Here is a 24,927-nt window from a genome sequence, read left to right on the forward strand (position 1 = left end):
GGTGCATTCGCTCCACTGAATTCCAGAATCCACGAAAAGCTCTCGTTTTTGCTTCCGGATTGAGAGCAAAGAAAAAGCCCCGTGTATTGCTACACGGGGCTGTGTTCTTTGGAGGGTCCTGCGAGATTCGAACTCGCGACCAACGGATTAAAAGCGGGGTGCATACAAGGCGGAGAACCTTCTTCCCTATAGAAATACAAGTGCGGAGGATGCATAAAACGCACCAAATGCAGGCCGTATGTCAAAAATCCCCGCACAAATTCACCACCCGTTCATACTCTCCACCACCCTGCTCTGCCTGATCGTTGGGGCCAGCGACGGCGCCATCCTGGGAATGGCGCCGGTCGCAAGCTAAACAATCAATTTAAGAGTTTAGAACCCCAAACGCTTGGCAGCAGAAAGTGTGCTGACCACATCTGCTGTGGCTTGCGCGAATACCGTGCCTGGTGCCAAGGCATCTTCTGCTTCACGCATGCGCTTTTGGTTGATGAGCTCACCAATACCACCCGCGACACTGTGAAAGTGTTGGTGACGTCCCACCAGCTCGACAAAGTTGGGGCGCTGTGCCAAACGCTGGCCATCACCATAGATCCATTTGCCCAGCGCACAGCAGTCATCACGCGACAGCGTGGCCACATCCACCGTGCTGCGCTCCTCGATCGCCTGCCGCAGCTTGACCTTCCACTGGCGGTGCGCATCAATGATGGCATCCACATCCACGCCTTCGACCAAGGCCGCAGACTGATGGCCCTGCAGTCTGAACTCATCGACCGTGGAAGCCATCCGCATCGCAACGCGGCGCTGTGCCGTGGCCGCAGCAGCCGTTTGCTCGACCAGGGCTGCATTCGCCTGGGTGTTACGGTCCAGCTCCTGCACGGCTGCACCAATTTGCGCCACACCCAAACTCTGCTCCCGGGCGCCATTCGCAACTTCGTCCAGCAAGGCCTTCACCTGCTCGGCGCTGCCAACGATTTCCTGCATGGTGGCACCAGCCTTGCGCACCACGTCCACGCCCACGCCCACCTCGGTGGTGCTGCGCTGAATCAGTTCCTTGATTTCCTTGGCCGCTTCGGCACTTCGCTGCGCCAGGCTTCGCACTTCGCCGGCCACCACTGCAAAACCGCGGCCCTGCTCGCCTGCACGCGCGGCTTCCACCGCGGCATTCAGCGCCAGGATGTTGGTCTGGAAGGCGATGCCATCGATCACCCCGATGATTTCGCCAATCTTGTTGGACGAAGTCTGGATCCGCTGCATGGTATCGACCACAGAGGACATCACCTGCCCGCCTTGCTGGGCCGTGGCCGCATTCGCTTGTGCAATGTCCGAGGCACGGCTGACCGAATCAGCCGTCATCTGGATCGTGGAGGTCGTTTGCTCCAGCGCGGCAGACGACTCTTCCAGGGCAGCCGCAGCTTGCTCGGTGCGTCCAGACAAGTCGTTCGTGCCCTGCGCAATTTCTGCGCTGGCTTGCACCACTTGGTCACTGGCATCCTGCACCAGCCGCACCGTCTCACCCAGCGCTGTTTGCATGTGCCCCAGCTCACGCATCAGATCGGCCACCTCGTCCTTGCCCCAGGCATTGACGGACGTGCGCAGATCGCCCAGGGAAATATTCAACAGCGTCTTGCGCAGCAGCTTGAAGCCACCGAGCATCGACCGGTAAAAGCCCATCAGCATGTACACCGCCAGCAGCAGGCCCACGCAGGTCACCGCCACCGCGATGGCAATGCTGGTGCGCAAGGACTCTTGCCGATGCGCCAGAAGGTCATCCAGCACCTGCAGGTTGTGCAGCACCTGCTCGGTTTGGGCCTTGAGCACCCCGGACACCATGGCAGCGTAAGCCTTGTCGTCCCCTTGTACATCGTCGGCTGATGGGGGGAATGTCGATCGGATCGTAGCCAGCATCGTGGACAGGGCCGACTCTCCATGCTGCTTGAGCTCTCTCGCATGCTCTGGCGCGTGCTCACGCACCTTCGCCATGTGATCCGCCTGTCGCAGGCGTTCTTGCTCCACCACTGCCAACAGGCCCTGGAAACGGCTGGAAGCGGCTGGCGCCATCGCGCCATTCAAAAGCGCCGTACGGCCAAGCCCGCGCAACTCACCCACATCGCGCAGCAGATCAGGCGTGAGAATCATCGTGGCGCTCACCAGATGAAATGTCTCAATGCTGGGGTCCAATGCCAAGCGCGACCCATCGGTCACCCGATCCTGCAGTTTGGCCAACTCCGTGGTCAGGGCATTCATGGCAGGAAACAACGCCTGGGCATTGCCAGATGCGGCCTTGGCGCTTTGACTGGCACGGGTCACGGCCTCCACCAATGCAGTCGTTTCAAACTTCTTGCCCAGCTCTTGGTCAAGTGCTTTGAGGCGATCCAATTCTTTGAAAAAGCGGTTCTGTGCATCCTGGACGCCGGAAACCCCATCGCCCAGTGCAGCACTCCGGGCCAAGTAGCGCCAGTCTGCCGCCGCATCCATGGCAGTGAACACGGCCACGCCATAGCGGACCCCTGCCCGCTCTTGCGCCACAAACTCCAGGTCGTCACGCTTGCTGTTGCCGTAGACAATCAGCAACCAAACCAGTGGCAGCAAAAATGCTGCAGAAATGAGAGCAATCTTGGCAGGAAACTTCATCCGCCCCATCAAAGTTGCAGCAGGGCGCCAGATGGTTGAATTGAAAAAAATCATTAACGAACACTTTTTGTTTGACCTTCTCAATTATTCGCCATCTGTAACAGAATCGTAAAAATCGCCCACCTGAGCGCACGCTAATGTTTTGCGCCGCTCACTGCTCCTGAAAGTTGAGTTTCACGGGGCTGATTTATCAGCAAATGTTTCCCTCCCTCTGTAAACAGGTTGGCGCAACACGTGCTGGGCGCACGCTCCTAAAAGCTACTGCCCCACCATTCACGTTCGGCTAGGCAGCACATCGCGCTATGCGTGCACAAGCACGCAGTCTTTGGTACCACCTAAAACTGTATGCATGCACAGCAATCATCCTTTAGCCACCCTCCCCGTGCACATCACCGGATACCGATCGCGCAGGCACAAAAAAGCCCCGCGATGCGGGGCTTCGGCGTTCTGGCGGCCAGCTGCTAACGGGCAGCCAGACCCAGCAGTCATTCAACTGCCCACGGCGTCCTTCGTGCACTTCTTGGTGAAGCTGGCCTTCGCAGCTCCAGCCAGCTTCTTGTCAGCGGCTGTCACCTCACAGGCCGCTTTAGCGTCCTTCTCGCACTTCTTGAGGAAAGAGTTCTTTGCAGAGCCGGCCAGCTTTTTTTCCGTGGCGGCTGCAGTGCAGGACGGATTGGCAGCCCAAGTGATGCCAGAGAACATCGTGGCAAGGGCGAACACAACAACAGAGGCTTTACGCATAGGGTGCTCCAGATTGGGCTTGTGGTGGCGTAAGCATAGTGGGCTGCAGCGATCAGCGGTTATTCGCGGTGACGTGGAGGAGACAGTTTGTGGATGGTGCACTGCCGCTCAATCGTTGTCGCTGGTACTGGATCGAATAGCACAGTCAATGCCATTTCGTCGTCAACGTTAGGCTACTAACGACCAGAAGCAGCGTGCCACCATATTGATCGATCAATCAACTTGCGCTGCAAACTTAGCTGTTATCAACTTACCTGCTGCTAATGCCTAGATGAGTACGGACCTTATCGAATCCAGAGCTTAACGCTGGGACAGGCCACCGGGCACCCGTTGCATAAGGGTGTTTGGTCAAAAGCCAGTACACGAGCAGAACTATAGGCTTAGCGTACAAATTTCCCTGCGCGTGACTTTCTTTAATCTTGGCGATCACTGGTGTGCTTAGCATCGCCTTAACTTCGTCAACGTTTGCACTCGGCAGCAGGTCGCGAAACTCTTCGAGAATCTCAAGTGCGTCGTGGTCTTGCGCCGTTGGCGTGTATTCAGGAATCAGAGGTCCCACTGCTTCATCAAGCATAGTGCACCAGTCCGCGCGGCTCTTATTGACCCCATCCAGCTCCCGCACGGCCTGCACGAACATGTCGTCAGTTGATTCCATCAGCGCCATGCTGCGAGCGACCAAGCGATCTGCTGACGGCGGTATATGCCCCACGCCCTTGTAGAACTTGTCATGCACCAGCTCTGCATAGGCATGTTGAAGCAGGGTTCGGATCTGTACTTCGCACGGCATGCCACCAGGGACTCGAACACCGTCAATGTCTATGTCATCGGCAGCCCGAACGATGTAGTGAACCGACTGATAGTCGAAGTGCTTGGGCCTGTCCTTCTGCTCCCCCTGCGGGTCACGGTCCTTGCTTCGCGTCCACCCGGGATACTCAATCAAGGCCTTCTCCACGATCTCTAAGTCGAACTTCAACAGAACCACAAAGCGCGCACCTACCAAATCTGTCATCTGCTCCTTTGGGTCTGCGTATCGCTTTAGTTTCTGCTTATCGAGCGCTGATTGCCTATCCTTGACGCGAAATCCTGGGGGGACCTTAAAGAAGCATTTCAACTGCTTTTGGCCAATCTCTAACCCTACCAACTCAGTGAGCTTGGACACGACAAAGCCGCCCCAAGCCTTCAAGGCGGGTTCGGCTTCATCAAGCCAGATCTCAAAGCCGGCTGAGTTACTCATTTGATTCAACGATCCCTTGGACGACCACGGTACTCGTGCCATCCTCGTTTGGCGTGATTTTGACTAGGTCCTTTACCTGATCAGCAGGCGTGGTGATCTGGACGCCCGTGGTGAAAGTGATCTTCTGCCGCCGGCGCAGTTTGCTCTTGACGAACTCGGTGTCCTTGGTGATTGCATGCGACGGGAACTTGCTCTTGTCCATGTACGCCACGTAATTCGTAGCGTCCGTAGCATTCAAATGATCCTTTGCGAAGTCGGCAACACTAACGGACTGCGAGTTGCTACGTAGCTCTGCCCGCAAAGACTCGATCAAGTCAATCCGCTTAGCCGGGCTGAAGTTCTGATCCTTGATGAATTTGAGGGTCTTCTCGTAGAAATCTTGCGTCAAGCGTCGGTCGGAAGTGGAGACATCGCTACCGAGGAACTCGCTGTAAAAGTAGAAGGCGGCCTTACGGCTTTCCGTGCCCGTCATCAAGTGATCAAAGATGTGCAGGCTGTGCTGATCCTGGACATACTGGCCGTCCTTTTGCCCGGTGCCCGCAGCAGTTCGGGTGATGAACCCGATCTTGTAGAGCCGCTGGCTATCGGTCATGAAAAGGTCGCTCATGATCTGCAGTACGGTCTGCCCACCCTTCTTTCCCTCCGTCAACGCAGCCTCCATATCTGCCTTGATAAACGCCACAAAGGGGCGCGAGCTGGCGGTGACGGTCCCGCTCATAGAGATTAACTTGGACGGGTTAAAAGCCTTGGCTTGCTGAACTTTGGTTAGGTGCTCAGCGGATTCACTGGCCAGCCTAAGGAAATCGGCATCGTCCCCGTCCATCATCGAACAGGCGCGCTGGAACATGCTGCCTGGCTGCAGATCAGTAAAGTCGGCCTGAATGCCATGCGAGTGGTGCCCAAGCGATCTGGCAATTCGTCCGGCGACCATGTCGCTAACCGCGGAATCCAGATGCACCATTTCATTTCCGCCCGACGGAGCCACATAGCTCTTGTCTTCTGCGCGGGAAGGAATTGTGTGCACAACGACCCGCTGTATGGTCATAAGATCAATCTTAAGCATTCGCCCTCCTTGTTGTTACAAATTGTCCCAGCCAGAAGCGAAGCGTCATACCTGTATTTTCATACAGTCTTATTTTCTTTGCTGAGCGCTTGCCAAACACCCCCTAGTCTGGGAATACGGCTTGCTCGCTATCACGAACTTAAGGCTCGGGCGTCCCCCTTGCCTCCCCCACCACACACGCTATACTGAAGGCGTCTCGAAAGAGATGGAGCGTGATAACTCCTTTGGTACAGCGGAAGAACCGCACCCGAAAGTTGGCGGTTTTTTGGCGCCCGGACATTGCACGCCTGCACCCTTGCAGGTGCTGATTTTTGGCCGGGAGGGCGACGGATACAACACCCGCAAGGGGAAGAAGTCCGCCTGGCTGTACCCAGGTTATCAACCTCCCGGCCGCCTCGTGGCTGCGCGTGATAACGCGGCATGAGGCATTACAAAATCTCGTACAGGAGTCGCGCCATGTCGCAATCCACTCTGGCCATCGGTGCCAACCCAGCCACATCCACGTTTACCTTCGGCTCACATGCCGTCCGAATCATCGTCCGTGACGGTGAACCTTGGTTTGTTGCCTCTGATGTGGCCGCAGCGCTCGGGTACCAAACCGCAAAGGATGCAGCTCGAAACTTGGGCGAGCACCAAAAGGGTGGGCACATTCTGCCCACCCCTGGCGGCGATCAACGCGTCACCATCATCAACGAATCGGGTCTGTACCGGCTTGTCCTGCGCAGCCGCAAGCCCGAGGCCGAAAAATTCTCTGATTGGGTCACCGGCGAAGTACTGCCCAGCATTCGCAAAACAGGCGGCTACGGGAAACCTGCCTACGACCCCGACCAGATCGCCCTCGCCCACCGTGCGGCGGTGATTGCCACGGCCAAGGTGTACCAGTCGGTGTTTGATGCAGTAATGCAGGCCCAGGACTGGCAGCTCAACCGCTACATGCTGCGCTTTGATGTGACCGCCGAAGACGGCACAGTCGCGCGCGTCAAGCCCGTGGACCGCAACGCCTACGTGATGCCGATTGACCGCTTCCACTGCGCGATCGAAGACAGCTTGGCGGTGGATGTGCAGACGCTGACCCAACTGGCATCCACCTGTACCGCCCGCCTGGGCCGCATGGCCGCGCGCAACGTGGTGGCTGCGCCGCAGCAGGGTAGCTTGCAGCTGCGATGAAAAGTGAAGCCCGCCACGGCTCTACCCGGGCGGGCTTGCTTGCGCTTTCGCTGACGTACACCACCAAGCTGGGCGTGGTACCGATTGCGCGGGCGTGAAAAAGCCCTGCGGGGCGGGGTTTTGGTTGACTGACAGCTAACGTCCAGAAGCATCCATGCATGAAAGTGAAAAAGCACTATCGCGAACAGGACGCTATATTTGTCAATGCTGGTGGGACTAGATGTTTGAAAGCGCTTAAGCGGTTCCACAACCCAACGCGTTGACATTCAACGCTTAGGAACATTAGTCCTATGAAGTTTGAAGATGCTCAAGGAGCTTAGGCTAGTGTCTAGGAGATCTGGCCACCCCAGTGATGCCTAAACGCTTAATCGTGGAGTACAGCTTTGCGTAGCTGGAAGATAGCAAACAGTTGTGCAAGAACTACGAGAATTGGCAGAACACCTGCTTACAGTTCATTTACCTGGCGTTCGTCGCGCCACTACCCAGAAGATCGTAAACACGTTCTAAAGAAATTCAGATGGCGGCTTCACGTGGCCATCTTCAAGATTTTTCTGATCAGGTCCCAGGACTAGCCCCGAAATCACTCTTACCCCATCACCCCCCAATCCATATCAGGCTTCAATGAAAGCTGATTGACCACCACAGGGTGGGGATCAATACTTCGAACGAGTTGCTTGAGTTTTTGCTGTACCGCAATCGGATCAATCGAGCTGGGGCGTAACCGAGAATGTTTGACAGGTACTTCCAAGTGCAAAACTACACGCATGCGTGGCTTCTGCAAAAGCAATCTGGCCAATCCTTGCTCATCAGCATCGTTCGCGTTTATGCCTGCCGACACCAACCCGGCCAGAGTATCCCTAACCTTGATAGCCACCTCCAGAGGTAAGTCAATCGATTTGGTTCTGGGGTGTACGCGGTAGTCCTTCAATTCGATCAGCCATGCGGTATCCGGTGCTGCATAAACACAATCTACGGCCTTAGTGCCTCCACAAGCGCTGTTGAACTGGTTGCGATAGTGCGACCAATCGTCGTATTTGCTAGCCTGTGCTCCTGGAGGGAATGTTAAGGTCAAGCGATCCTCTTGGATGACGTTTGTGATTACGGGCATGTCCATCAATCATCCATGGCAAGAAAACGATCCGACTGCAGCAGCTCTTCGTCTAGTAGCACCAGGGTTTGCAGCGCATCAACGGAATCGCCTTGCTCCAAAGTCACCGACTCTTGTCCCAAGCTTGCGCTCAGCCCAAAATAACGTTGCTCCATCCCCAAGAAGTCTGCAGACTTGGCAAGAATTTCGAGCTCACGCAGCAGGAACAAAGAGTGGGTCGCGATGAACACTTGAATGCCTTGTTTGCACAGTTGCAGAATGCTTGTCGCCAGCACCTTGATAAGCTTAGGGTTCAGATTAGTCTCTGGTTCATCCCAGAATAGGTAACCCTTGTCCAACAACGCCCCCGTACTTACGAGCCTAGCGAGCATGGCGAGCTTTCGCAGCCCTTCAGCCACCAACGGCATCTCCATGTTGCCTTCGCCAGGAATGCTCAGATAGAACTCCCCGGTTGCATTGTCTACCACGACCTTGCCGCCCATGGCGGCTTCCAGCGGCTTCAGCAACTCTGCCGCTTTCTTCTCTTTTGGCCCTTTGACACTGGGCGCGCTCAACAGTGAGACCGTGTCGCGCCAGCTCTCCTCAAAGCGCAGGTGATAGTTGTCATACAGCGGCCCAAACCAAGGGCACATAGTGACCAGCTCCCTAGTGGGGAAATAGGCTGGCGATTGGCTCAATATGGCCTCCGGCAACAGCTCTATCTGTACTTCCGATTTGGCCTGAGATGCAAAGCTGAAGCCGCAGGAAAAGGCCTTGTCTTTCATGACGACCTGCACCTCACAACGCTCGCGCCCTTGCTTGCGCTTGGCTAGGCGCCCCAGCGCATCAGGTCGCAACACGCCTATCAGCTTGTCTGCGTACGCTTTTTGGAGTGCGGATTTCGTCAAGTCCTTAGCATCAGCATTAACCTTCAGCACCGAGTAAAGCAGCTTTAACAGTTGCGACTTACCCAGACCGTTTTCACCCACGATCACGTTCAGGCCTGAGGCAAACTTGTAATCGCAGTTGGGTAAAGGGCCAAAGTTCTTGATTTTTATCTCATCCAGCATTGTTTCCCTTTATCTCTGTCCGTGCATTCCATTTATGCGTGCTCCACGCCCAAAGCAACGACAGCATCATAACGGTCTGCACAAGCCGAAATGCGCATGTTGATTCAAACCCATCGACAGCCTGATCCGCAGCATCCCAAGTATGCCTGCAGGTAATATCGTTGGATCACATATTCCACCGATATGGGGGCTGACCGGCGGAAGCTGCTATATGAATTTTTTCTTACCAACGATCGGAGGACTGTAAAGGGTCGTTTGCAGTCAACTGAGCCAATCACCGGCTAGGCCCATGCTCACCGTTGGTGGCCCGCCAGCACTGCAACGCATACGCCTGCAAGTACTCTAGTTTTCTGGCGTCTTCGCCGATGGCTTCTCGGTGGACGAGAACACGGCGTTGTACGTCTGGATCGAGCTCGACGGTGTCATGGCCCACGCTGCCGGCGCCTGGATCGCTGGGCCCGTGACCACTTTGGACGGCGATGAGGCGCACCCCGCAAGTGCCATCAGCGACACAGCCGCGCAGGCGGTGTAGCTCTTTCTTGTCATCTTCCAGTCCTTTCCAAGCTTTCGCGTCTGCAGTTGAGATGGCGGCATTCGCTGCACGCCCAATCGCCATCACCTGCTCGGCCACGGCCAGGGCTTGGCGGTCACGCTGGGCCAGCTCCGCGGCGTGCTGGCCATCCAGGCGCCAGCCGTTGGCCACCCAGCCCGCCCCAAACACCAAGGCCGCGCCCACGGCGGCCGCCAGGGCACGGGCACTCATGCCAAGCCCCCTTCGCACAACTGGCGCTCTGCCGCGCGGCGCTGCACCAGGCCGGGCAGTTGCTTGCCACCGGCATAGGTCCAGCGGCTCAGTTCTGCGCACGCGCCCTGCAGGTCGCCGGCATTCGCCTTGCGCACCAGGGTGGATTGGCAAAACGCCCCCTCCCCCACGTTGAAGGCAAAGCTCAGGAAGGCGGCGCGCTGCCCGTCGGTCAGCGGCTGGCGGATGCAGCCCAGGGCATCGGCGTGCTGTGCCAGGTCCTGGTACAGCATGGCTTCGCACTGCTGGCGGGTGAAGGTCTGGCCCATGCGCAGCTCTGGCCCTGTGTGGCCGGTGCACGCGGTGATGATGCCGATGGGGTCGCGGTAGGTGCGCAGCACCGTGCCCTCGTACTTGGCCACCAGCGGCACGACCAGCGCGGTGGCGGCCGCACCGATGGCGGCGATCAGTTTGGCTTTGCTAGACATCGCACCCTCCCTGAATGGCTTGCATGCGCGCCAGGTGCTCGGCCTCCTTGCGCGCGTCATCGCGCAAGCGCAGCTCATGCTCCTTGCGGCGAAAGTAATAGTTCACCCCCAGGCCCAGCAGCGCGATGATCACGCCCACCCAGCCAAAGAACGCGCTGGAGGTGGCCCAACCCACACCTGCCGTTGCAGATCCCGCCAGGGTGGTTTTGCTGCCGATGGCTGCGGCGTTGGCGGCTTCGATGGCTGTTTCGACTTTCATGGTGTTCGGGCGTAAAAAAACCGCCCGAAGGCGGCGGTTAGGGGGTGGACTGCCTTCTGGGGGGCAGTGTCTCGGCCAGGGCCAGGAATGCCTAACCCTAGCCGGGGCGGCGCGAAGGCCGGCCCCCAAGCAAGCGATCGGTGCACGGGCGCAACACAGGCAGCGCGTGCCGCCACAGCAGCACGCCACACCGCTGTTAGCATCTAAAACCAGCAAACATGGAGGAATCTATGAGCTGGTATGTCTACTCCGAGCTAGTGCCCATCGACTTCAACTGGGACCTCCTGCCCACCGTCGAGAGTGTGGCAGTCACCCTCGCAAAAATTGAAGCAGAAAACCTGGTTCGTTATGGCGAGGACTCCAGCCCTGGGCTCTCGTACAGCGAATTCATTGACCTCTGGGAATCCGCCAAGATTGCCGCCGCTGAGGTGGGTTGGGAAGGCGACTTTAGGCACCCACCCTGCGTGCTGTGGCAACCGGTCGATGACGCCTTGCGTCCCGGCTTCGTGATCAAGCAAGACAACAACGGCGATACCTTTGTGGTCAGCCCGGTTCCCCTGCCGCATCTCGAAGACTGAACAATCAGCAAAGGCGCCGCCCATCATCGCCCGCCCCCACGGGCATGAGGATCAGCTGCTGCCCTGGTAGCTGTAGTTGTGGCTTTCAGACAGGGTGCCCGAGCTGCTTGCGCTGGTGCTGACCACGTTCCAGGCACTGGCCAGCAGTTGGGCGGCCGTTTGTGTGCCGGTCTTGACCACATCCTGGTTCATCTGCGCAGCCTGCATCGCAAACGCGGCATTGCTGCGCTGGGCCTGGGCGGCCACCTCCACACCGGCCTGGTACTGCTGCAGCCGGGCCTGCCAGATGCGCGCGGTCATGTTGGCCTTGGCCTCGCTGGCGGCCGTGCTGGCCCGGTAGGCATCCAGCTGCACGCGGCTGTTGGCGGCGGCAATCTCTGACAGGCTGGCCTCGGACTGCACCCGCGCGCGGTAGCCGTCGTAGCGGCTGGCCAGGATGCGCGCCTTGGTCTCCAGCGCCGTGATGGTGATCTTGGCCGCCTCGGCCCGCGCGCTGCTCTCGGCCGCAAAGGCCTGGGCCTGCGACTTGAACACCTCCACCTTGGTGGCTTCGGCGCCCACCTGGGTCTTGTAGGCATCCAGACGGGCTGTCTCGGCGTTCACGGTGGCCACGAAGGCGCGCACCTGCTCGCCGGCGGCCTGCAGCTTGGTCTGCTCCACCTGCATCAGCGTCTGCGCGCCCTGCAGCTGGGTGCGGTACATCTCCACGCGGATCTGCTGGGCCTCCACCTGGGCCTTGAACTGGGCCACCAGGGACTGGTTGATCTGCGCCTTGGTCTGCTCGGCCTGCAGCTCGGCCTGGTACTGCTGCAGCTTGGCCGTTTCCGCGTCGATCAGCGTGCGATAGATGCCGGCAAAGGTGTTGAACTGCTGCGACAGAACTTCAAACTCCCGCACGCCGGCGTTGTAGACCTGCAGGTGGCTGTCCGCCATGGCGCGGGCCGCTTCAAACGCCTGCTGCTCGATCTGCAGGGCGTTGTCCATCAGCTTGGCTTCCAGCTGCACGCCTTCGGCCACCACTTGCTGCAGGTTGCTTTGCTCCAGCTCGGCCTGCTTGATGGCCACATCGCGCGACAGGCCTGCAATCTTGTCGCGGAACTCGCGGCGCGCACGCTCCAGTTGGGCCACCACCACGCCCTGGGGCAGCTTGAAGCCCAGCGCCTCGCCGGCGCGCACCACGTCCAGCTCGGCATCGAGCGCCAGGCGCGATTCGCGGTCCACCGCGCGGCCCCAGATCAGGGCCTCCACCTCGGGGGACAGGCCGGTGCCCCCTTGGATGCGCTCATTGAGCACGGCCTTCAGGTTGTCCAGCAGCTGCGATGCATAGGCCGGGCCCCGCTGGTGCACCAAGGCGGGGTGGGCCGCACCAGGTCCAGGGTGGGCGCGTTCTTGAGGCGCTCCAGCCAATCCGCATGGCTGCTCATGCCGGCAAACGTGGGCGTGCTCAGGGCCAGCATGCTGGGCAAGGTGGGCAGCGTCACCTCGGGCGCATCGGGCAGGGCCACATCGCGCACCGTGGGCAGCACCGGCACCGTGCCAATCGCAATCTGCGGCGCCACGCCAAAGTTCAGCACCGGCGGGGTGGCGGTGAACTGGGGCAGATCCACCACCACGTCATCCAGCCCCGGCACGTCCTCGCTGGGCAGGGGCACGGCCTGCGGCGTGTGGGCCGTCAGCGCGGGCACCGGGCCCGGCTCAGGAATCACGGGCGCCTCAATGTCGCTGGTGTCAAAGCGCACATCAATGGCCGGCGCCGTCACCGGCGTGGCGGCCAGGGCCTGCATCATGCTGGTCACCTGGGTCTGGATGGCATCGGCGTAGGTGCGCGAACGCTGGTACTGATCGGTGACGATTTCTGCCGAACTCATGACAGGGGTGGTGGCCATGTTCAAACCCTCCGGGTTGCAGAGGCATGGGTTTGCACCTCGATGCGCTCGATTTCAAAGTCAGCCCCGGCGACATTGCGCACGCCAAAGCCCAGGTAACTCTCACGGATGCCGCGCCCCGGCTGGGCCCGGGCCACGCCGCGGGCTTGCTGCTGCAGCGCATAGGCATAGCGCTGGCCGGTGGGCAGCTCCACCAGCACCTCCAGGCCCTGCACCTGGGCGCTGGGCGTGCTGACGTAGACCATCGCCACACCTTTGACCAGGCTGCTCTTGTGCTGGCTGACCGGCGTGGTGGCCAGCGCGGCAATCGGGCGGCCGGCGTCGGTGTCGCCGCCCAGGGCCAGCAGGCCCTCGGCGCCCGTGGCGTAGCGGCCACTCAGGGAGGAAAAGTCCCAGTCGTACTCGGTGGCAGCATGGGACTGCAGGTTGAAGGCGATGGTGGTCATGATCTTTTGTCCACTCCAGCAATCTTGAGAGCGTGGGCACACAGGTGCGAAACCCCGGTCAGGGGCAGTTTTCTGAGGGCGGAGGCGTCGATTTCCCCACCCTTCCACAGCACGCCTTCGCTGGTGGTGGAAGCGGGGTAGGCCTCAGGGGGCAGGTTGATGGCAATCGCCACCGCCGAAGGCGCGTCCAGGTCGGTCGTGACGTAGCTGGCGCCCCAGGCGGCCAAAGGCACCTGCACGCTCTTGCCCCAGCCTTGCCGGGTGCGCACATACCTGGTCGCGCCGGCCGAGCGCACCGCGCGGATCGACGGCTCGCCTTCGGGCCCCACGTAGTAATGGTTGCTCAAGGGCGGAACCCAGACAGCATCGCATTTCACTGTTTTGGGGACTGCACACCATATCCACTCGCCCGTGTACGGGTCAAAAACCTCATACTCCAGATGCAACAACACCAGCCGGACACCTGCGGGGATCTGGCTATCAAACACCACTGGAGCGCCCAGCTCCCCTTGCGGCACCTCGTCAAACCCCTGGCTTTGGGCATCGACCATCCAAGCTGGAATCGCGCTGCTCAAAGCATCCACGATGCACTGCGCGGGCTCAACGCCGTGATAAGAGGGCGTCGTCACGACAAGTTTGCTCAAGGCGGCGTTCACTACGCCCGTTCTGAAACCATTCAGCGCTGCAAGCTCCTCCCCGCGCTCTAGCTCCTTCCAAGGGGTAGCGGTCTTGCGGTACGCGGCATCAAAGATGGACTGCCGGGTCACCTGCTTGACCATATCGTCTGCACCGACGTACTCCACCGAGGGCGCGCCCACGCTGCCTTGCTTGAGCATTTCCAGCACATTGCCGTCTTTGGGCTTGTACCGCGTCAAGTACGGGAAACGCAAAATCCGTGCATTGCGGTGGGCGTCGTCGCCCAAACCACGCTTGCACCATGCAGAAACAGCACGCCCTATAGCTTGTCGCCCAGCAATACGTTTAGGCGCAAGAAGTGGGTGCGGTTTGATGCGTAATTGCTCAACAATCGCCTCGCACAGCGCCACCGTCCCTGTGGCGTCCACGCTGATGGCCGCCTGCGTCTGGCCGGGGCTGGTGGTCACGTTGCCGCTGCACAAGCCGCGCCAATACTCCATGCCTGTGCCGGCCTCAAAGTGCCCGATGGCCTCGGGTGCGCGCGGGATGGTGAGGCTGTAAATGCCGCGCACCCATCCCCCGCCCTCGGTGCGCATCGACGTGGCAATCGCAATCCGGCTGTCGCTCACATCAATGCTGTCGATCCGGTGGTAGCGGTCATAGGACTGATCGGTATCCGCCCCGTATTACCCGCCGATGCTCTTGTCCACCCCCGGCAGCACCCCGGCAAAGGTGTGCACGCCATAGGCCCCGTCATCCCACTGGGTCGGGGTGAAGCCCCAGCTTTGGGTGAAGCTCAAGCCCCGGATGTGGATCTCCACCACCCGGGTGCTCAGGAAAAAGCCCAGGTTGGTGCCACCACTGCTGAAGTTTTGGTAGGTGGCGGTCTCCAGCACATAGCCCAGGGGCACGGGCTCGTCGTCTATGAAAACGCGCTCATACAGGGGGCTACATAGCCCGGTTCATAGATCACAGGCCACGCCACATAGTTGGTGATCGTGTCGGCAGCGCTGCGCGGCTCCACCACCACCTGCACCGCCCCGTTGTGGGCGTACAGCCGGTAGCGGCTGCCATCGGGCAGCGCGCCGTTGGCCCACTGGGTCGGGGCGCGCGACAGGCGGCACTGGGTCAGGAAGTTCTGCAGCCGTGCCTGCAGCTGGGCGCGCTGGCCGGGCTGCAGGGCGTGCGGCCCCTGCACCACCCAGCGGATGGGCATGGCTTGGCGCGCCGCACCCACAAAGCCGGCCACGTCCCAGCGCATCACCGCAGCACCTGCACCATGTACTGGGGCATGCGCCCCTGCAGCCGGAACGCCGCGCTCACCTCTGCGCCTCGGTGCGGTAGCGCCCCTCGGACAGGGGCACCGCCTGCCCCGAAGGCAAGCCCGCCGTGATCACCCCATCCACCAGGGCCAGCATGCATTCGCCTTCGGCGTTGCCCTCCCCGATGCGGACAAAGCGCCCATCCACGGCCACGCCCGAGCCCAGGGCCACCGGCCCGGTCATGGGGGTGCTCATGCGCAGCGTGTCCCAGGTCTCGCCGGCCAGGAAGTGCAGCGCCTCGGTCGTGCCCACAAAAATGCCGTTGCCCACGGGCTGCACCAGGGTGATCGCGGCCCCGAACTGGCGATAGTCGCGCGTCAGGTCGAACTGCTCGGGCATGGTTGGCAAGCTGGCCAGCAGCATGGAGCCCACCGCCACCAGCGCGCGGCCGTTCCACTCGGCCAGCAAGATGCCCGCCGGCGGCGCGTCCAGGTCCAGGGTGCGCGCAGGCCCTAGGCCAGCAGGGGACGTGATGCGCAACTGCCCGCCCGCGGCCCGCCCTACCCGGAAAAACTGCTCGCCCCCCGGCTGGGTCAGGTACACCTGCGTGTCAAAGCCTTCGCGCTCGGGCAGGCCCATCAGGGCCAGGCCGCCGTGGGCCACCTCCTGCACGTCGCTGGTCACCCCGCCCGACTCCAGCCCATCGGCGCGGCGCACGTGCGTGACGGCCCAGCGGTACTTGCCCGGCGCCAGGCTGCCCTGGGCCGCTACGGCCACCCCCACGCTGTCGGGCTTGCGGGCGCCCCACTCGCTGCCCGTACGCCCATCGCTGATGCCGCACTGCAGCCCGTTGGAAAACGCCACCCGCCCATCGGGCAGTCGCGCATACCAGATGCGGCCCACCCCCATGCTGGGGTGCACCGTGGCACGCTGCCCATCCGGCCAGATGGCCACCAGCGCATGGTGGGCATCCGTGGCCAGCAAATAGCCCGGCGCCTCAAAAAGATTGGCGTGGCAGCAGGCGTCCTGCACCGTGTACCCCTGGCGCCGCTGCAGCCGCCCGGCATTGCTCACATCCACGTTCGTGGCCGTGCCCAGGTCGGCGGGCGTCAGCTCCGTGCCCCGGGCCTGGTTGTTGATGCCCTTGAAACTCTCAAACTTCAGCATGGACATGCTGCCTCCCATTGAACCAACGGACGCCCCAAGCGGGCGCGTGCAGACAAAGGCAGGGGGTGCGCCACCACCTGCAGGCGGTGTGCCCCCCAGCGCATGGGACCCAGGCCCTGGGTCACCTCGATCACGGACAGGGACTGCAGCACCGGCCGCCCCAGCCGGCCACCGCGCAGCGGCTGCGGGTGCAGCACCTGCACCACCGCAACCGAGCCCCAGGACAGGCGCGACACCAGCGACTGCACACCCTGCACGGTGGATACCGTGGGCCTGCCCAGCCGCAAGGGGGCCAGCAGGGGCGCCGGCGTCAGCACCAGCTGCAGGCGTGCCCCACCCACGCGCAGGGGGCTGCGCAGCGCCGCGGGGTGCAGCACCAGGCTGGCCGTGGGCGTGCCCAGGCGGCCACCGCGCAGGCTGGGGGCCGCCAGCACCAGCTGCAGCGCAGGCTGCCCCCAGTGCATGCGGGCCACCAGGGGCGCGGGCCACAGCTCCAGCACGGGCTGCGGCTGCAGCACCTGCACCTGGGCCCCGCCCCAGCGCAGCGCCGCCACCAGGGCCGGCGGCGTGAGGGTGATGTCCTGTGGCTGGGGTTCAGCCGGCGTGCCCAAGGTGTTGAGGCCAAGGGTGTTCAGGCGCTGGAGGTTGAGCAGCATGGTTTAGCCCCGGGTGCGCACCACCGTGCCGCGCAGGTAAAAGCGCCCCTGGCAGTGGCCGCCGGCGGCCAGCTGCGTCAGCGTGATGGCCAGCGCGCCCGTCAGCCCGACCGGCTGCGCAATGGGCAGGCGCAGCATGCGGTACGAGCCATAGGGCCCGGGCAGCTCCACGTCGTTGAGCACGACCGCGGGGTTGTCCACCGTCCCGAAGCTGAGCCTGGCCCCCGTGGTGACCGCGCCAACCTCGGTACACAGGAAGCCGATTTCTGTCACGTAGAACAGCTGGTGCTCGTACAGTTCAAACAGGTGCTTTTGCGCCAGCCCCGCAAAAAACGGATGCCACCAGATGGCGTTGTTCTCCGAAGCCACATAGTCCTGGAAGATGGGTTCGGTCTGCCCAGTCGTCGACGTGTTGTCCGAAATCTGTGGGACAAACAGCAGCTTGGCAGCGTAGGCATACGGCCCGCCGGCGGCCGGCACCACCACATCGCCCTCGCGCACCAGCGATTGGGGCTGCCATGCCCGCGGCTGACCAATGTCCGTGTGGGTCAGCGTCACCGTCGCCTCGGGCGCGGCCGTGCCGTCCCACACCTTCACCGGCGTGCCAAAACTCGCCCATGCGTCCCGGGGCACGGGCAGCCCGCAGATGGTCCAAGCATAGGGCACATTGACCTGGGTGCCTACGGCGATAGACCCCTCCGCCAGCGCTTCGGCGTAACCGCCCAAGGCGACGGCGTAGTCTCCATCGCCGCGAGATTCCTCCCCGATGGCAACACTGGCCGCCCCTGCGCAAGACAGGTTGCGGCCAATCGCCACCACCCCATCAGCAACTTCGGCGGTGCTGACCGAGCTGCCAATCACTACACTGCCCGCTCCACTGGGGGAAATATCATCCCCAATCGTGACGCTGCCATCCTGCAGTTTGGGGGTGACCGCCTCACGCAGTACACGTTGCCGCACATCTGCGGCGAATCATCAGGCGGAGATTGCCCCAGCGTGCCTTGGTTGAGCGCCTTGTAGTAGCTGCTACCGACTTTGAATACCGTCCCGTTGCCCACCAGCATTGCAGGCGCAAACGCTGCGGCGCCGCTCAGATCCATGAATGTCGGCACCAATGCGATGTGCGGGCTATCAGTGCCAAGGCGCACATCGGAGGCGGTGGCAGCTTGTCCTGCGCGCAAGCTACCCAGGCTGTCGCCAATAAAACCACCGCCTCCGCTATCACCACATCCAGTACCAGCGCCATCTTGTACCGCATGCAAGGCGCCCGCTGTCAGCAACGCCTGAATCGGCGTGCCAGCAGGCCACGGTGCAACACGGGCCGTGGCCTCTTGGTTGCGCTCGACCTGGAAGGCGTATTCGTCCGAACCACTCAGAAACTGGGGCGCGGACAGGTGAACAATCTCAAAAGACCCAGGGGTTTGCGGGTCGCCCAAGGTGGCCACCACGTAGTCACGCCCATCCGGGGGCACAAAATGCCCGCCCTGGGCCGCCGACATGTGCAGCACACTGCCATCGGGTGGCGCGGCCAGCTCCTGCGAGAGCACGCCGGCCGTGTTGTTGCGAAATCCGATTTTTTTGGCCATCACACACCTCAGATGGCCAAAATCTTGTCGGCTTGGTCGTTCCAGGTGATCTTGAGCTCGCCCCCGCTGGTCTGCGCCGGCAGGCCTGGCACATCGTCCAGGTAGCCGATCAGCGCGGACGTGCCCGCCACACCCGTGTCCTTGTAGAGCACGACGGCGCGGGCCGTGTTGCCGGCGGCCAGGGCCGGAAAGCTCACATCGTTGGCATCGAACGCACCATCGACCACGGTTTTACCGGTCAACTCCTGGGCGTCGATTACGTGACCATTCAGGGCCGACAGGAACTCATGGCCCGCGTCAAAGGCGTAGGTGTTCTTGACCAGGGCCGCCTTGATGGTGGCGGTCTCAAAGTCAATCTTGGCGGTCAGAATCTTGGTTTTACCCTTGGGGTAGAAGGTGTTGGCCATGGCTGGGGCTCCTGAAAAGAGCCTTCAGTCTCTTCAGCACGGCCTCCTGCTGCCACACCTAGGCGGGGCGACACAATGAGGACCAAGTGCAAGCGCAGCCCCAGCTAAAAAGGTGCCTAGCGCTTAAATAGTGCACAAAACTTTACGTGGCATACACAAAAACTTTACTCATTGAATACAAATAGTTTTCATTTGTATAAAATTCAATTCTCTGAAGCAGGGGTAGCCCCCTAGCGGTCTAGGTCTGCCGTTGCTCGGCGTGATCTAGGCGTCTTACCCAGCGGCTGCATGGTTGCAAGGCACGGTTTCAGGCATTCAAGGCTTTGACCCAAAAGCCCTCAATCTCTCCGAACCTCAACTTATGCAGAGCAATCCTCTACAGGCGCAGCCGTGCGCATCTTCTTCAATTGGTTTCCAGTACAAGGCCCTGGTCATGGCCGTGGCGGCGGTATGCACGTCACTAGCGCATTCCCAAGAGTCTGCATCCCAGCCCGCACTTGCTGAGATGACTGTGACAGCCACGCGCTCAGAGGCACTCGTCAACTCTGTTCCTCAATCGATCACCGTGGTGCGCCGCGAAGAGATCGAGCAACAGGTAAGCGCAGGAAGTGGACTGGGGGATATTTTGGGCAAGCTGGTGCCGGGGTTCGGCCTCGGGCGAGAGTCTCCCAGCACCTTCACTCAGACACTGCGGGGACGCAACATCAATGTCTTGATTGACGGTGTGCCGCAAAGCACCAACCGCAACGGCGCACGCATCCTGACGCTGATCGATCCTTCGGCGGTCGAACGCATTGAAGTCATTCGCGGAGCCACAGCGATTTATGGCGACGGCGCGACTGGCGGCGTGGTCAACATCATCACTCGCAAAGGCAACGGTCCTGTGAGCCACGTGACCGAAGTAGGTGGCAACCTGTCCTTGTCGCACCCTTCTGACAGTTTGGGAACCACGGTTCGCCACACCTCCTCGGGGTCCAAGGATGGCTTGGACTTCATGCTCAACATGGCTGTAGAGCAAACCGGGGCATTTTTCGATGCCGATGGTGATCGCATCCCCCCCTCTGGCGCCAACCAAGGCAGCTTGGCTGAAACGCGAAGCTACAGCTTGCTGGGCAAGTTGGGCTACAAGATCGATGGGACACAAAGCATTCAGCTGACGGCACAGGCCTACAAGGCCGACCAGGACACCAACTACACAACCGACCCCTCCGTTCCTGGCGCACCTTTGCGAGGCCACAAGTCTCGCGCCATCTCCGGGCTGAGCCTCGATAAAAAGGAAGGTACGGAAAACAGCCAGCTGTCGCTGGACTATCACAACAAGGATGTCTGGAGCAGCAAGATGCACGCCCAGCTGTTCACGCGCGAGTACACAACGGTGTATGCCCCCTTCAGACGCCACAACGGCTCTGGCGCTGGCCCTGAGATCTTCCAGTCCTTTATTGACTCCTCCAAGAACGGTGGCCGCCTGGAGTTCGACACCCTGTTGTCAGACAAACATGGGGTGACCATGAGCTGGGGTCTGGACCATATCCGCGAAACCACTTCGCAGTCCGGCTACGTGAACGACCCAGCCGTCTACGCGGCAACTGGGGGGCGCGTGTTCCAGAACACGGGCCAGGTGGTTACTTGGGTGCCACCGTACGACATCAACAGCACCGGCGCCTTTGCACAGTTTGAGTGGCAAGCCACCGAAAAGCTGTTGCTGCGCGGCGGCCTGCGCCATGACCGGTTTGATGTGGATGTCAAAGACTTCACCAACATCAACGGCGGTGCTGTGGGTGGCGGCAAAAAAAGCTACCAGGACACGCTGTACAACGTCGGGGCGGTGTACGACCTCAATGACCGTATCAACCTTTACGCCAGCTATAACCAAGGCTTTTCGTTGCCCGACATGGGCTTGACGCTGCGTGGTGCACCAGCAGGCAGCTCGTTTGCAACGCTGAATACACAGCCGCAGGTCGTGGACAACTACGAAATCGGTGTGCGAGCCAATTGGGACAAGACCCAAGCGAGTTTTGCGGTGTTCTGGAGTGAAAACGACCTTGGTGCACGCTCTGGTGGCTTGAACTCTGCGGTCTTGCGCGCGCCAGAAAAGATCTATGGCTTTGAGGCAACCCTGGACCACCAACTGAGCAAAGCATGGCGCACAGGGGGTACGTTCTCTTGGGTTGAGGGCAAAAAGTACACGGCATCAGGCCAGGAGATTGGCTACCTGGGCAATGATGCAATTTCGCCTCCCAAGCTCACCTTGTATGTGGAACACCAAACGAATGCGAAATGGTTCAACCGCCTGCAGCTTGCATACAGCGGCGTGCGTGATCGCTTTGCCTCCACCAGCACTGCGCCTTACCAAAACAGGATCGAAGATTACGCGGTCCTTGATTGGATGAGTCAATACAAGGTCAGCAAAAAGGGAACATTGACTTTCGGCATCAACAACTTGCTCAACCGTCAGTATCACAACACTTTTGCTCAGACGGTAGTGACGCCTGGCGTGTACGGCAATGTGGCATACGCTGCTGCATCGGGTGCGACATTCCACGCTTCGTACAAGCATGCTTGGTAAGCACCAGCAGGTGTCAAACTCAGCCGCACGCGCCCGCGTGCGGCGGGTTTGGCTGAAAGTACACCGTTGGATAGGCTTAAGTTTGGGCCTAGTTCTGACTGTGGCTGCTGTGAGTGGCAGCGCCATGCTGATTGCGGACCCGCTGGATAAAGCCTTAAATCATCACATTTTTACGGCACCCAACTCCAGCACTGTCGATTACCCTGCAGTTTTAGCCGCTTTGAAAAATGAGGTTGATGCGTCATCCAGCATCACGCTAAGGCCTCCGCGACAGCCAGAAGAGTCCCTGCACGCTTTGATTCGTGGTCCTTGGCGCGGAACTATTTATCTCAATCCAACGACTGCAGAAATTCTTGGTCGCCGCGCTGAAACAGAAGGGACGATGGGCTTTCTTTTTGCCCTCCACAGCCATTTGTTTGCAGGAGAAATCGGTAAAATCGTACTTACCCTTTCTGCATTCGCATACCTGTGTCTACTCGCTTCAGGTTTTTACCTGTGGTGGCCCAAGCGTTGGAGCCAAGCATTCAATATCCGATTGACTGCAAGCAGCCTGCGAGCGCTGTTTGACTGGCACAGAGTGACCGGAGCAATCCTCGGCATTGGAGTTCTGGTGTCGGTTGCCTCGGGGGCATACATGACTTGGCAGCCCTTCGCACAAGCCGTGACCTATCTCAGCGGTGGCACCGCCACCGTGGCCCCGAAGGTTCAAGCAAGCGCACCGTCAGGCAACATCATCGCATTGGCAGTGGATCGAGCTCGTTCAACCTACGCGAATGCGAGCATTGGCTATATCCAAGTTCCAGCCAAGCCAGACCAGCCAATCAGAATTCGCATGCGCATGGCCGACGACCCGCATCCAAACGGATTAACCTCGTTGTGGCTCGACCCAAGCAATGCCCAGATTCTCCAGATCAATCATTGGGCGACACTGGATCTTGGCACCAGAGCATATTCATACATTTACCCATTACATACGGGTGAGTTATGGGGAATATCCTGGATGGTGATCACCTTTATTTTTGGCGTCACATTATTCGGGTATGGTTTGACTGGGATTTTGCTTTGGTGGAGAAAGCGATAACAGCATGAAGCTTTATGCTTCCTGCACATCCCCCACGCTGTGCAGGCTGGCAGCCGATCATATTGAACACCGCTTCGCCCAAGGTGGTGTCGATCACATGAGCACCCAAGGCCGACAGGCACTCATGGCCAGCGTCGACGGCAAGGTATTTTTGACCAGGGCCGCCGTGATGCTGGCGGTCTCCAAGTCCATCTTCGCGTTCAGAATTTAGGTTTTACCCTTGGGGTAGAAGATGCCCCCATGGCTGGTGCTCCTGAAAAGAGCCTTCAGTCTCTTCAACGCCGCCCCGTACCCCATCGGCTGGGTGAGAAATTACTGAAAAAAATAATCTTCGAAACTCTGTCAGGAATCCGCATCTCGGTACGACTAGATCACCGTGCACGTCTTGTGCATGCCATTTTCTAGGAGTCAAACATGTCCGCCCTGAACATCAAATCTGTTGCAACGATTGCTGCTGCTCTTATTGCTTCTTCGGCCTGGGCTGCAGGCGCTGCTGAGCAAAAGTGCGGCGCGGGAACCTGCGGCAAGAAGGAAACGACCTGCAAACCTGGCGCCCAGTGCGATGCATCGTGCAGCAAAAAAGACAGTGCGTGCAGCAAGAAAGATGCGGCCTGCTCCAAAAAAGACGCTGCTTGTTCCAAGAAGTGAAGGAGCATGGCCATGGCCGGATTGGGTTATCGCCGCGAAATGGCCGACTGGGACATGTCGCTGGTTCTGGCTGACTTCTTTGAAGTTGCCCCCGAGAACTGGATACGACGTGATCGCAGCCCTTTGCACAGGCTGCGAGCATCCGGCCGGCCTGTGCACCTGCACGGTGTGTCTCTGAACTTGGGCGGAGACAGTGCCATTGATCACAGTTTTTTACGGGATGTCCGCGCCTTGATGGATGAGCTGGGGACCATCAGGTATTCAGACCACTTGGCGGCCAGTGGAGACGCCCATCAGCTGTATGACCTGTTCCCCATCCCCTTCACCAAGCAAGAGGTCCAGCGGGTGGGAGACCGTATCCGCCAGGTGCAGGACGTCCTGGGGCAGCAAATTGCGATCGAGAACAGCACTTGGTACACCAATATTGGTGACATCCCTGAGCCCGACTTCTTGGGCGCTGTCGCCGAATGGGCCGACTGTGGTGTGCTGCTGGATCTCAACAACATCGTGGTCAATTACAAGAACCATGGGCAACACAGTCTGCAGGAGTTTGTTGCGCGTGTGGATCTGACGCGAGTCAGTTACATCCATGTGGCTGGCCATGAGTTCGATGCTCGTTTTGGCCTGTTCATTGACACCCACAGCGAGACCGTGGAAGAGCAAACCATGACCATGGCCCGCCAACTTCAGCGCACCCATGGCCTACAAGTGCTGCTGGAGTGGGATAACGATGTGCCGTCTATGGACACACTCAACCAGGAACTCACATGTCTAACGCCTTTTATGACTACGTGAGGGGGCGCAGCGAGACAGTGCCGGCAGGGTACACCCTGGCAGGACTTCGTGCATACCGGTATCTGGTCTATCTGGGCGCCAGCCAGATGGTGGAGGCCAATTTCCCATCCCTGCGGGAGCAATTGGGAGAGCAGGCGTGGCGCCTGCTGATTGAAGGGTTCGTGCGGCAATCCGCTTGGACATCACCGTATTACGGAGATTTGCATCATGAATTTATTGCTTATCTGGGGCGAGAAAGCACAGACACACATGCGTGACCTGGGACTGCTGGGACTCAGAATATGGGCCGCGCAAGAGTTTTTGTTCGCCGGCTGGACCAAATTGAGCGCTGGCGGCTCTGCTCCTGCATGGTTTGCAGGTCTGGACTTTCCTTTCCCCCATCAGTTCCTGGGAGCACAACTGAACTGGCTGGCAGCCGGCATCGGCGAGGTCGTGCTGGGCTTTTTGCTGCTACTGGGGTACAAGGGCCGATTCGCGGCATTGGGCCTGATTTACATCACCTACATCGCTGTCTATACCGTGCACTTTGATCTGGGCTGGGCAGGTTGGCGGGCGATTGAAACCGATGAAGGCCTGGGGTTTAAGGTTCCTCTCATGCTGGGGCTGATGCTGTTTGCCGTGCTGACCCAAGGACCTGGGCGATTTTCTTTGGATGCAGCGCAAGCAAGCATGTCGCCAAAGTCCAATCAGGGCGCATCCAAGCGAGTTTCCTCTACCTAGCAATACACCGT

The 24,927-nt window shown here is 60.0% G+C and carries 30 protein-coding genes; 10 read left to right on the top strand and 20 right to left on the bottom strand.

Annotation, left to right across the window (positions count from 1 at the left end; all coding sequences use genetic code 11):
• Window positions 1–372: 372 nt before the first annotated feature.
• The 4 genes from FYM52_RS02445 to FYM52_RS02460 all read right to left on the bottom strand — a co-directional run bounded on the left by FYM52_RS02445 (window position 373) and on the right by FYM52_RS02460 (window position 5,669).
• Window positions 373–2,589, bottom strand: coding sequence for a methyl-accepting chemotaxis protein (locus FYM52_RS02445; protein WP_162524627.1), 2,217 nt, complete (start codon window positions 2,587–2,589; stop codon window positions 373–375).
• A 531-nt stretch (window positions 2,590–3,120) separates the two neighbouring features.
• Window positions 3,121–3,372, bottom strand: coding sequence for a hypothetical protein (locus tag FYM52_RS02450; protein ID WP_154162970.1), 252 nt, complete (start codon window positions 3,370–3,372; stop codon window positions 3,121–3,123).
• A 250-nt stretch (window positions 3,373–3,622) separates the two neighbouring features.
• On the bottom strand, window positions 3,623–4,606 hold the full coding sequence (locus tag FYM52_RS02455; RefSeq protein ID WP_162524628.1) for a GTP pyrophosphokinase family protein: 984 nt from the start codon (window positions 4,604–4,606) through the stop codon (window positions 3,623–3,625).
• Entirely contained in the window at window positions 4,599–5,669 is a 1,071-nt protein-coding gene (locus tag FYM52_RS02460) for a nucleoid-associated protein (protein WP_154162972.1), read from the bottom strand. The genes FYM52_RS02455 and FYM52_RS02460 overlap by 8 nt, the downstream gene beginning before the upstream one ends.
• Window positions 5,670–5,874: 205 nt before the next feature.
• Between FYM52_RS02460 and FYM52_RS02465 the strand changes: the two genes are divergently transcribed.
• Together FYM52_RS02465 and FYM52_RS02470 are read left to right on the top strand one after the other, a co-directional pair.
• Window positions 5,875–6,093: a hypothetical protein gene (locus tag FYM52_RS02465; RefSeq protein WP_154162973.1), complete on the top strand. Its 219-nt coding sequence runs from the start codon at window positions 5,875–5,877 to the stop codon at window positions 6,091–6,093.
• A gap of 32 nt (window positions 6,094–6,125) precedes the next feature.
• Window positions 6,126–6,836: a Bro-N domain-containing protein gene (locus FYM52_RS02470; RefSeq protein ID WP_154162974.1), complete on the top strand. Its 711-nt coding sequence runs from the start codon at window positions 6,126–6,128 to the stop codon at window positions 6,834–6,836.
• Window positions 6,837–7,422: 586 nt separating this feature from the next.
• Here the strand turns inward: FYM52_RS02470 and FYM52_RS02475 are convergent.
• The 5 genes from FYM52_RS02475 to FYM52_RS02495 all read right to left on the bottom strand — a co-directional run bounded on the left by FYM52_RS02475 (window position 7,423) and on the right by FYM52_RS02495 (window position 10,482).
• Window positions 7,423–7,950, bottom strand: coding sequence for a hypothetical protein (locus tag FYM52_RS02475; protein WP_202981130.1), 528 nt, complete (start codon window positions 7,948–7,950; stop codon window positions 7,423–7,425).
• Entirely contained in the window at window positions 7,950–8,993 is a 1,044-nt protein-coding gene (locus FYM52_RS02480) for an ATP/GTP-binding protein (RefSeq protein WP_154162975.1), read from the bottom strand. The genes FYM52_RS02475 and FYM52_RS02480 overlap by 1 nt, the downstream gene beginning before the upstream one ends.
• A gap of 274 nt (window positions 8,994–9,267) precedes the next feature.
• On the bottom strand, window positions 9,268–9,756 hold the full coding sequence (locus tag FYM52_RS02485) for a lysis system i-spanin subunit Rz (protein ID WP_154162976.1): 489 nt from the start codon (window positions 9,754–9,756) through the stop codon (window positions 9,268–9,270).
• A complete protein-coding gene (locus FYM52_RS02490; protein ID WP_154162977.1) occupies window positions 9,753–10,223 on the bottom strand; it encodes a lysozyme in 471 nt (156 codons plus the stop codon). The genes FYM52_RS02485 and FYM52_RS02490 overlap by 4 nt, the downstream gene beginning before the upstream one ends.
• Complete coding sequence (locus tag FYM52_RS02495) at window positions 10,216–10,482, bottom strand: holin (protein WP_042419021.1); 267 nt, start codon at window positions 10,480–10,482, stop codon at window positions 10,216–10,218. The genes FYM52_RS02490 and FYM52_RS02495 overlap by 8 nt, the downstream gene beginning before the upstream one ends.
• Window positions 10,483–10,712: 230 nt before the next feature.
• Here FYM52_RS02495 and FYM52_RS02500 point away from each other — a divergent pair, with 230 nt between their 5' ends.
• Window positions 10,713–11,060 (top strand): hypothetical protein, encoded by a 348-nt coding sequence (locus FYM52_RS02500; protein ID WP_042419042.1) that lies wholly within the window; start codon window positions 10,713–10,715, stop codon window positions 11,058–11,060.
• A gap of 51 nt (window positions 11,061–11,111) precedes the next feature.
• Here FYM52_RS02500 and FYM52_RS18755 read toward each other — a convergent pair whose 3' ends face one another.
• From FYM52_RS18755 to FYM52_RS02550, 11 genes are read right to left on the bottom strand one after another with little or no spacing between them, the layout of a single operon-like run.
• Window positions 11,112–12,407: a hypothetical protein gene (locus tag FYM52_RS18755; RefSeq protein WP_179954922.1), complete on the bottom strand. Its 1,296-nt coding sequence runs from the start codon at window positions 12,405–12,407 to the stop codon at window positions 11,112–11,114.
• Window positions 12,359–12,946, bottom strand: a complete 588-nt coding sequence (locus FYM52_RS18760) for a hypothetical protein (protein WP_179954923.1) — start codon at window positions 12,944–12,946, stop codon at window positions 12,359–12,361. Before FYM52_RS18760 ends, FYM52_RS18755 begins: the two co-directional genes overlap by 49 nt.
• Window positions 12,947–12,948: 2 nt before the next feature.
• Entirely contained in the window at window positions 12,949–13,392 is a 444-nt protein-coding gene (locus FYM52_RS02510; protein WP_154162978.1) for a hypothetical protein, read from the bottom strand.
• Window positions 13,389–14,657, bottom strand: a complete 1,269-nt coding sequence (locus FYM52_RS02515) for a hypothetical protein (protein ID WP_154162979.1) — start codon at window positions 14,655–14,657, stop codon at window positions 13,389–13,391. Before FYM52_RS02515 ends, FYM52_RS02510 begins: the two co-directional genes overlap by 4 nt.
• 57 nt (window positions 14,658–14,714) lie before the next feature.
• Window positions 14,715–14,939: a hypothetical protein gene (locus FYM52_RS02520; RefSeq protein ID WP_154162980.1), complete on the bottom strand. Its 225-nt coding sequence runs from the start codon at window positions 14,937–14,939 to the stop codon at window positions 14,715–14,717.
• An 11-nt stretch (window positions 14,940–14,950) separates the two neighbouring features.
• Entirely contained in the window at window positions 14,951–15,289 is a 339-nt protein-coding gene (locus FYM52_RS02525; RefSeq protein ID WP_154162981.1) for a hypothetical protein, read from the bottom strand.
• 58 nt (window positions 15,290–15,347) lie between these two features.
• Window positions 15,348–16,463 (bottom strand): hypothetical protein, encoded by a 1,116-nt coding sequence (locus FYM52_RS02530; protein WP_154162982.1) that lies wholly within the window; start codon window positions 16,461–16,463, stop codon window positions 15,348–15,350.
• Window positions 16,451–17,113: a hypothetical protein gene (locus FYM52_RS02535; RefSeq protein ID WP_154162983.1), complete on the bottom strand. Its 663-nt coding sequence runs from the start codon at window positions 17,111–17,113 to the stop codon at window positions 16,451–16,453. Before FYM52_RS02535 ends, FYM52_RS02530 begins: the two co-directional genes overlap by 13 nt.
• Window positions 17,114–17,116: 3 nt before the next feature.
• On the bottom strand, window positions 17,117–17,974 hold the full coding sequence (locus FYM52_RS02540; RefSeq protein WP_162524629.1) for a hypothetical protein: 858 nt from the start codon (window positions 17,972–17,974) through the stop codon (window positions 17,117–17,119).
• Window positions 17,974–18,699 carry a hypothetical protein gene (locus FYM52_RS02545; RefSeq protein ID WP_154162985.1) on the bottom strand — a complete coding sequence of 242 codons (726 nt, stop codon included), beginning with the start codon at window positions 18,697–18,699 and terminating at the stop codon, window positions 17,974–17,976. Before FYM52_RS02545 ends, FYM52_RS02540 begins: the two co-directional genes overlap by 1 nt.
• A gap of 8 nt (window positions 18,700–18,707) precedes the next feature.
• On the bottom strand, window positions 18,708–19,106 hold the full coding sequence (locus tag FYM52_RS02550; RefSeq protein ID WP_154162986.1) for a hypothetical protein: 399 nt from the start codon (window positions 19,104–19,106) through the stop codon (window positions 18,708–18,710).
• 361 nt (window positions 19,107–19,467) lie between these two features.
• On the opposite strand from FYM52_RS02550, the gene FYM52_RS02555 reads away from it, so the two are divergent.
• The 7 genes from FYM52_RS02555 to FYM52_RS02585 all read left to right on the top strand — a co-directional run bounded on the left by FYM52_RS02555 (window position 19,468) and on the right by FYM52_RS02585 (window position 24,916).
• Window positions 19,468–21,672, top strand: a complete 2,205-nt coding sequence (locus tag FYM52_RS02555; protein WP_154162987.1) for a TonB-dependent receptor — start codon at window positions 19,468–19,470, stop codon at window positions 21,670–21,672.
• Window positions 21,662–22,753 (top strand): PepSY domain-containing protein, encoded by a 1,092-nt coding sequence (locus FYM52_RS02560; RefSeq protein WP_162524630.1) that lies wholly within the window; start codon window positions 21,662–21,664, stop codon window positions 22,751–22,753. Before FYM52_RS02555 ends, FYM52_RS02560 begins: the two co-directional genes overlap by 11 nt.
• A 4-nt stretch (window positions 22,754–22,757) precedes the next feature.
• Window positions 22,758–22,964: a hypothetical protein gene (locus tag FYM52_RS02565; protein ID WP_154162989.1), complete on the top strand. Its 207-nt coding sequence runs from the start codon at window positions 22,758–22,760 to the stop codon at window positions 22,962–22,964.
• Between the two features lie 203 nt (window positions 22,965–23,167).
• Window positions 23,168–23,401, top strand: coding sequence for a hypothetical protein (locus FYM52_RS02570; protein ID WP_054066560.1), 234 nt, complete (start codon window positions 23,168–23,170; stop codon window positions 23,399–23,401).
• A gap of 12 nt (window positions 23,402–23,413) precedes the next feature.
• Window positions 23,414–24,196 carry a DUF692 family multinuclear iron-containing protein gene (locus tag FYM52_RS02575; protein ID WP_154162990.1) on the top strand — a complete coding sequence of 261 codons (783 nt, stop codon included), beginning with the start codon at window positions 23,414–23,416 and terminating at the stop codon, window positions 24,194–24,196.
• Complete coding sequence (locus tag FYM52_RS02580) at window positions 24,169–24,453, top strand: putative DNA-binding domain-containing protein (protein ID WP_154162991.1); 285 nt, start codon at window positions 24,169–24,171, stop codon at window positions 24,451–24,453. Before FYM52_RS02575 ends, FYM52_RS02580 begins: the two co-directional genes overlap by 28 nt.
• The gene (locus tag FYM52_RS02585) at window positions 24,404–24,916 is read left to right on the top strand and encodes a DoxX family protein (RefSeq protein WP_238826084.1); all 513 of its coding nucleotides are present in this window, start codon (window positions 24,404–24,406) and stop codon (window positions 24,914–24,916) included. Before FYM52_RS02580 ends, FYM52_RS02585 begins: the two co-directional genes overlap by 50 nt.
• Window positions 24,917–24,927 lie beyond the last annotated feature (11 nt).

The organism is Comamonas sp. CAH-2 (assembly GCF_009668305.1).
GTDB lineage: Bacteria > Pseudomonadota > Gammaproteobacteria > Burkholderiales > Burkholderiaceae_C > Comamonas > Comamonas aquatica.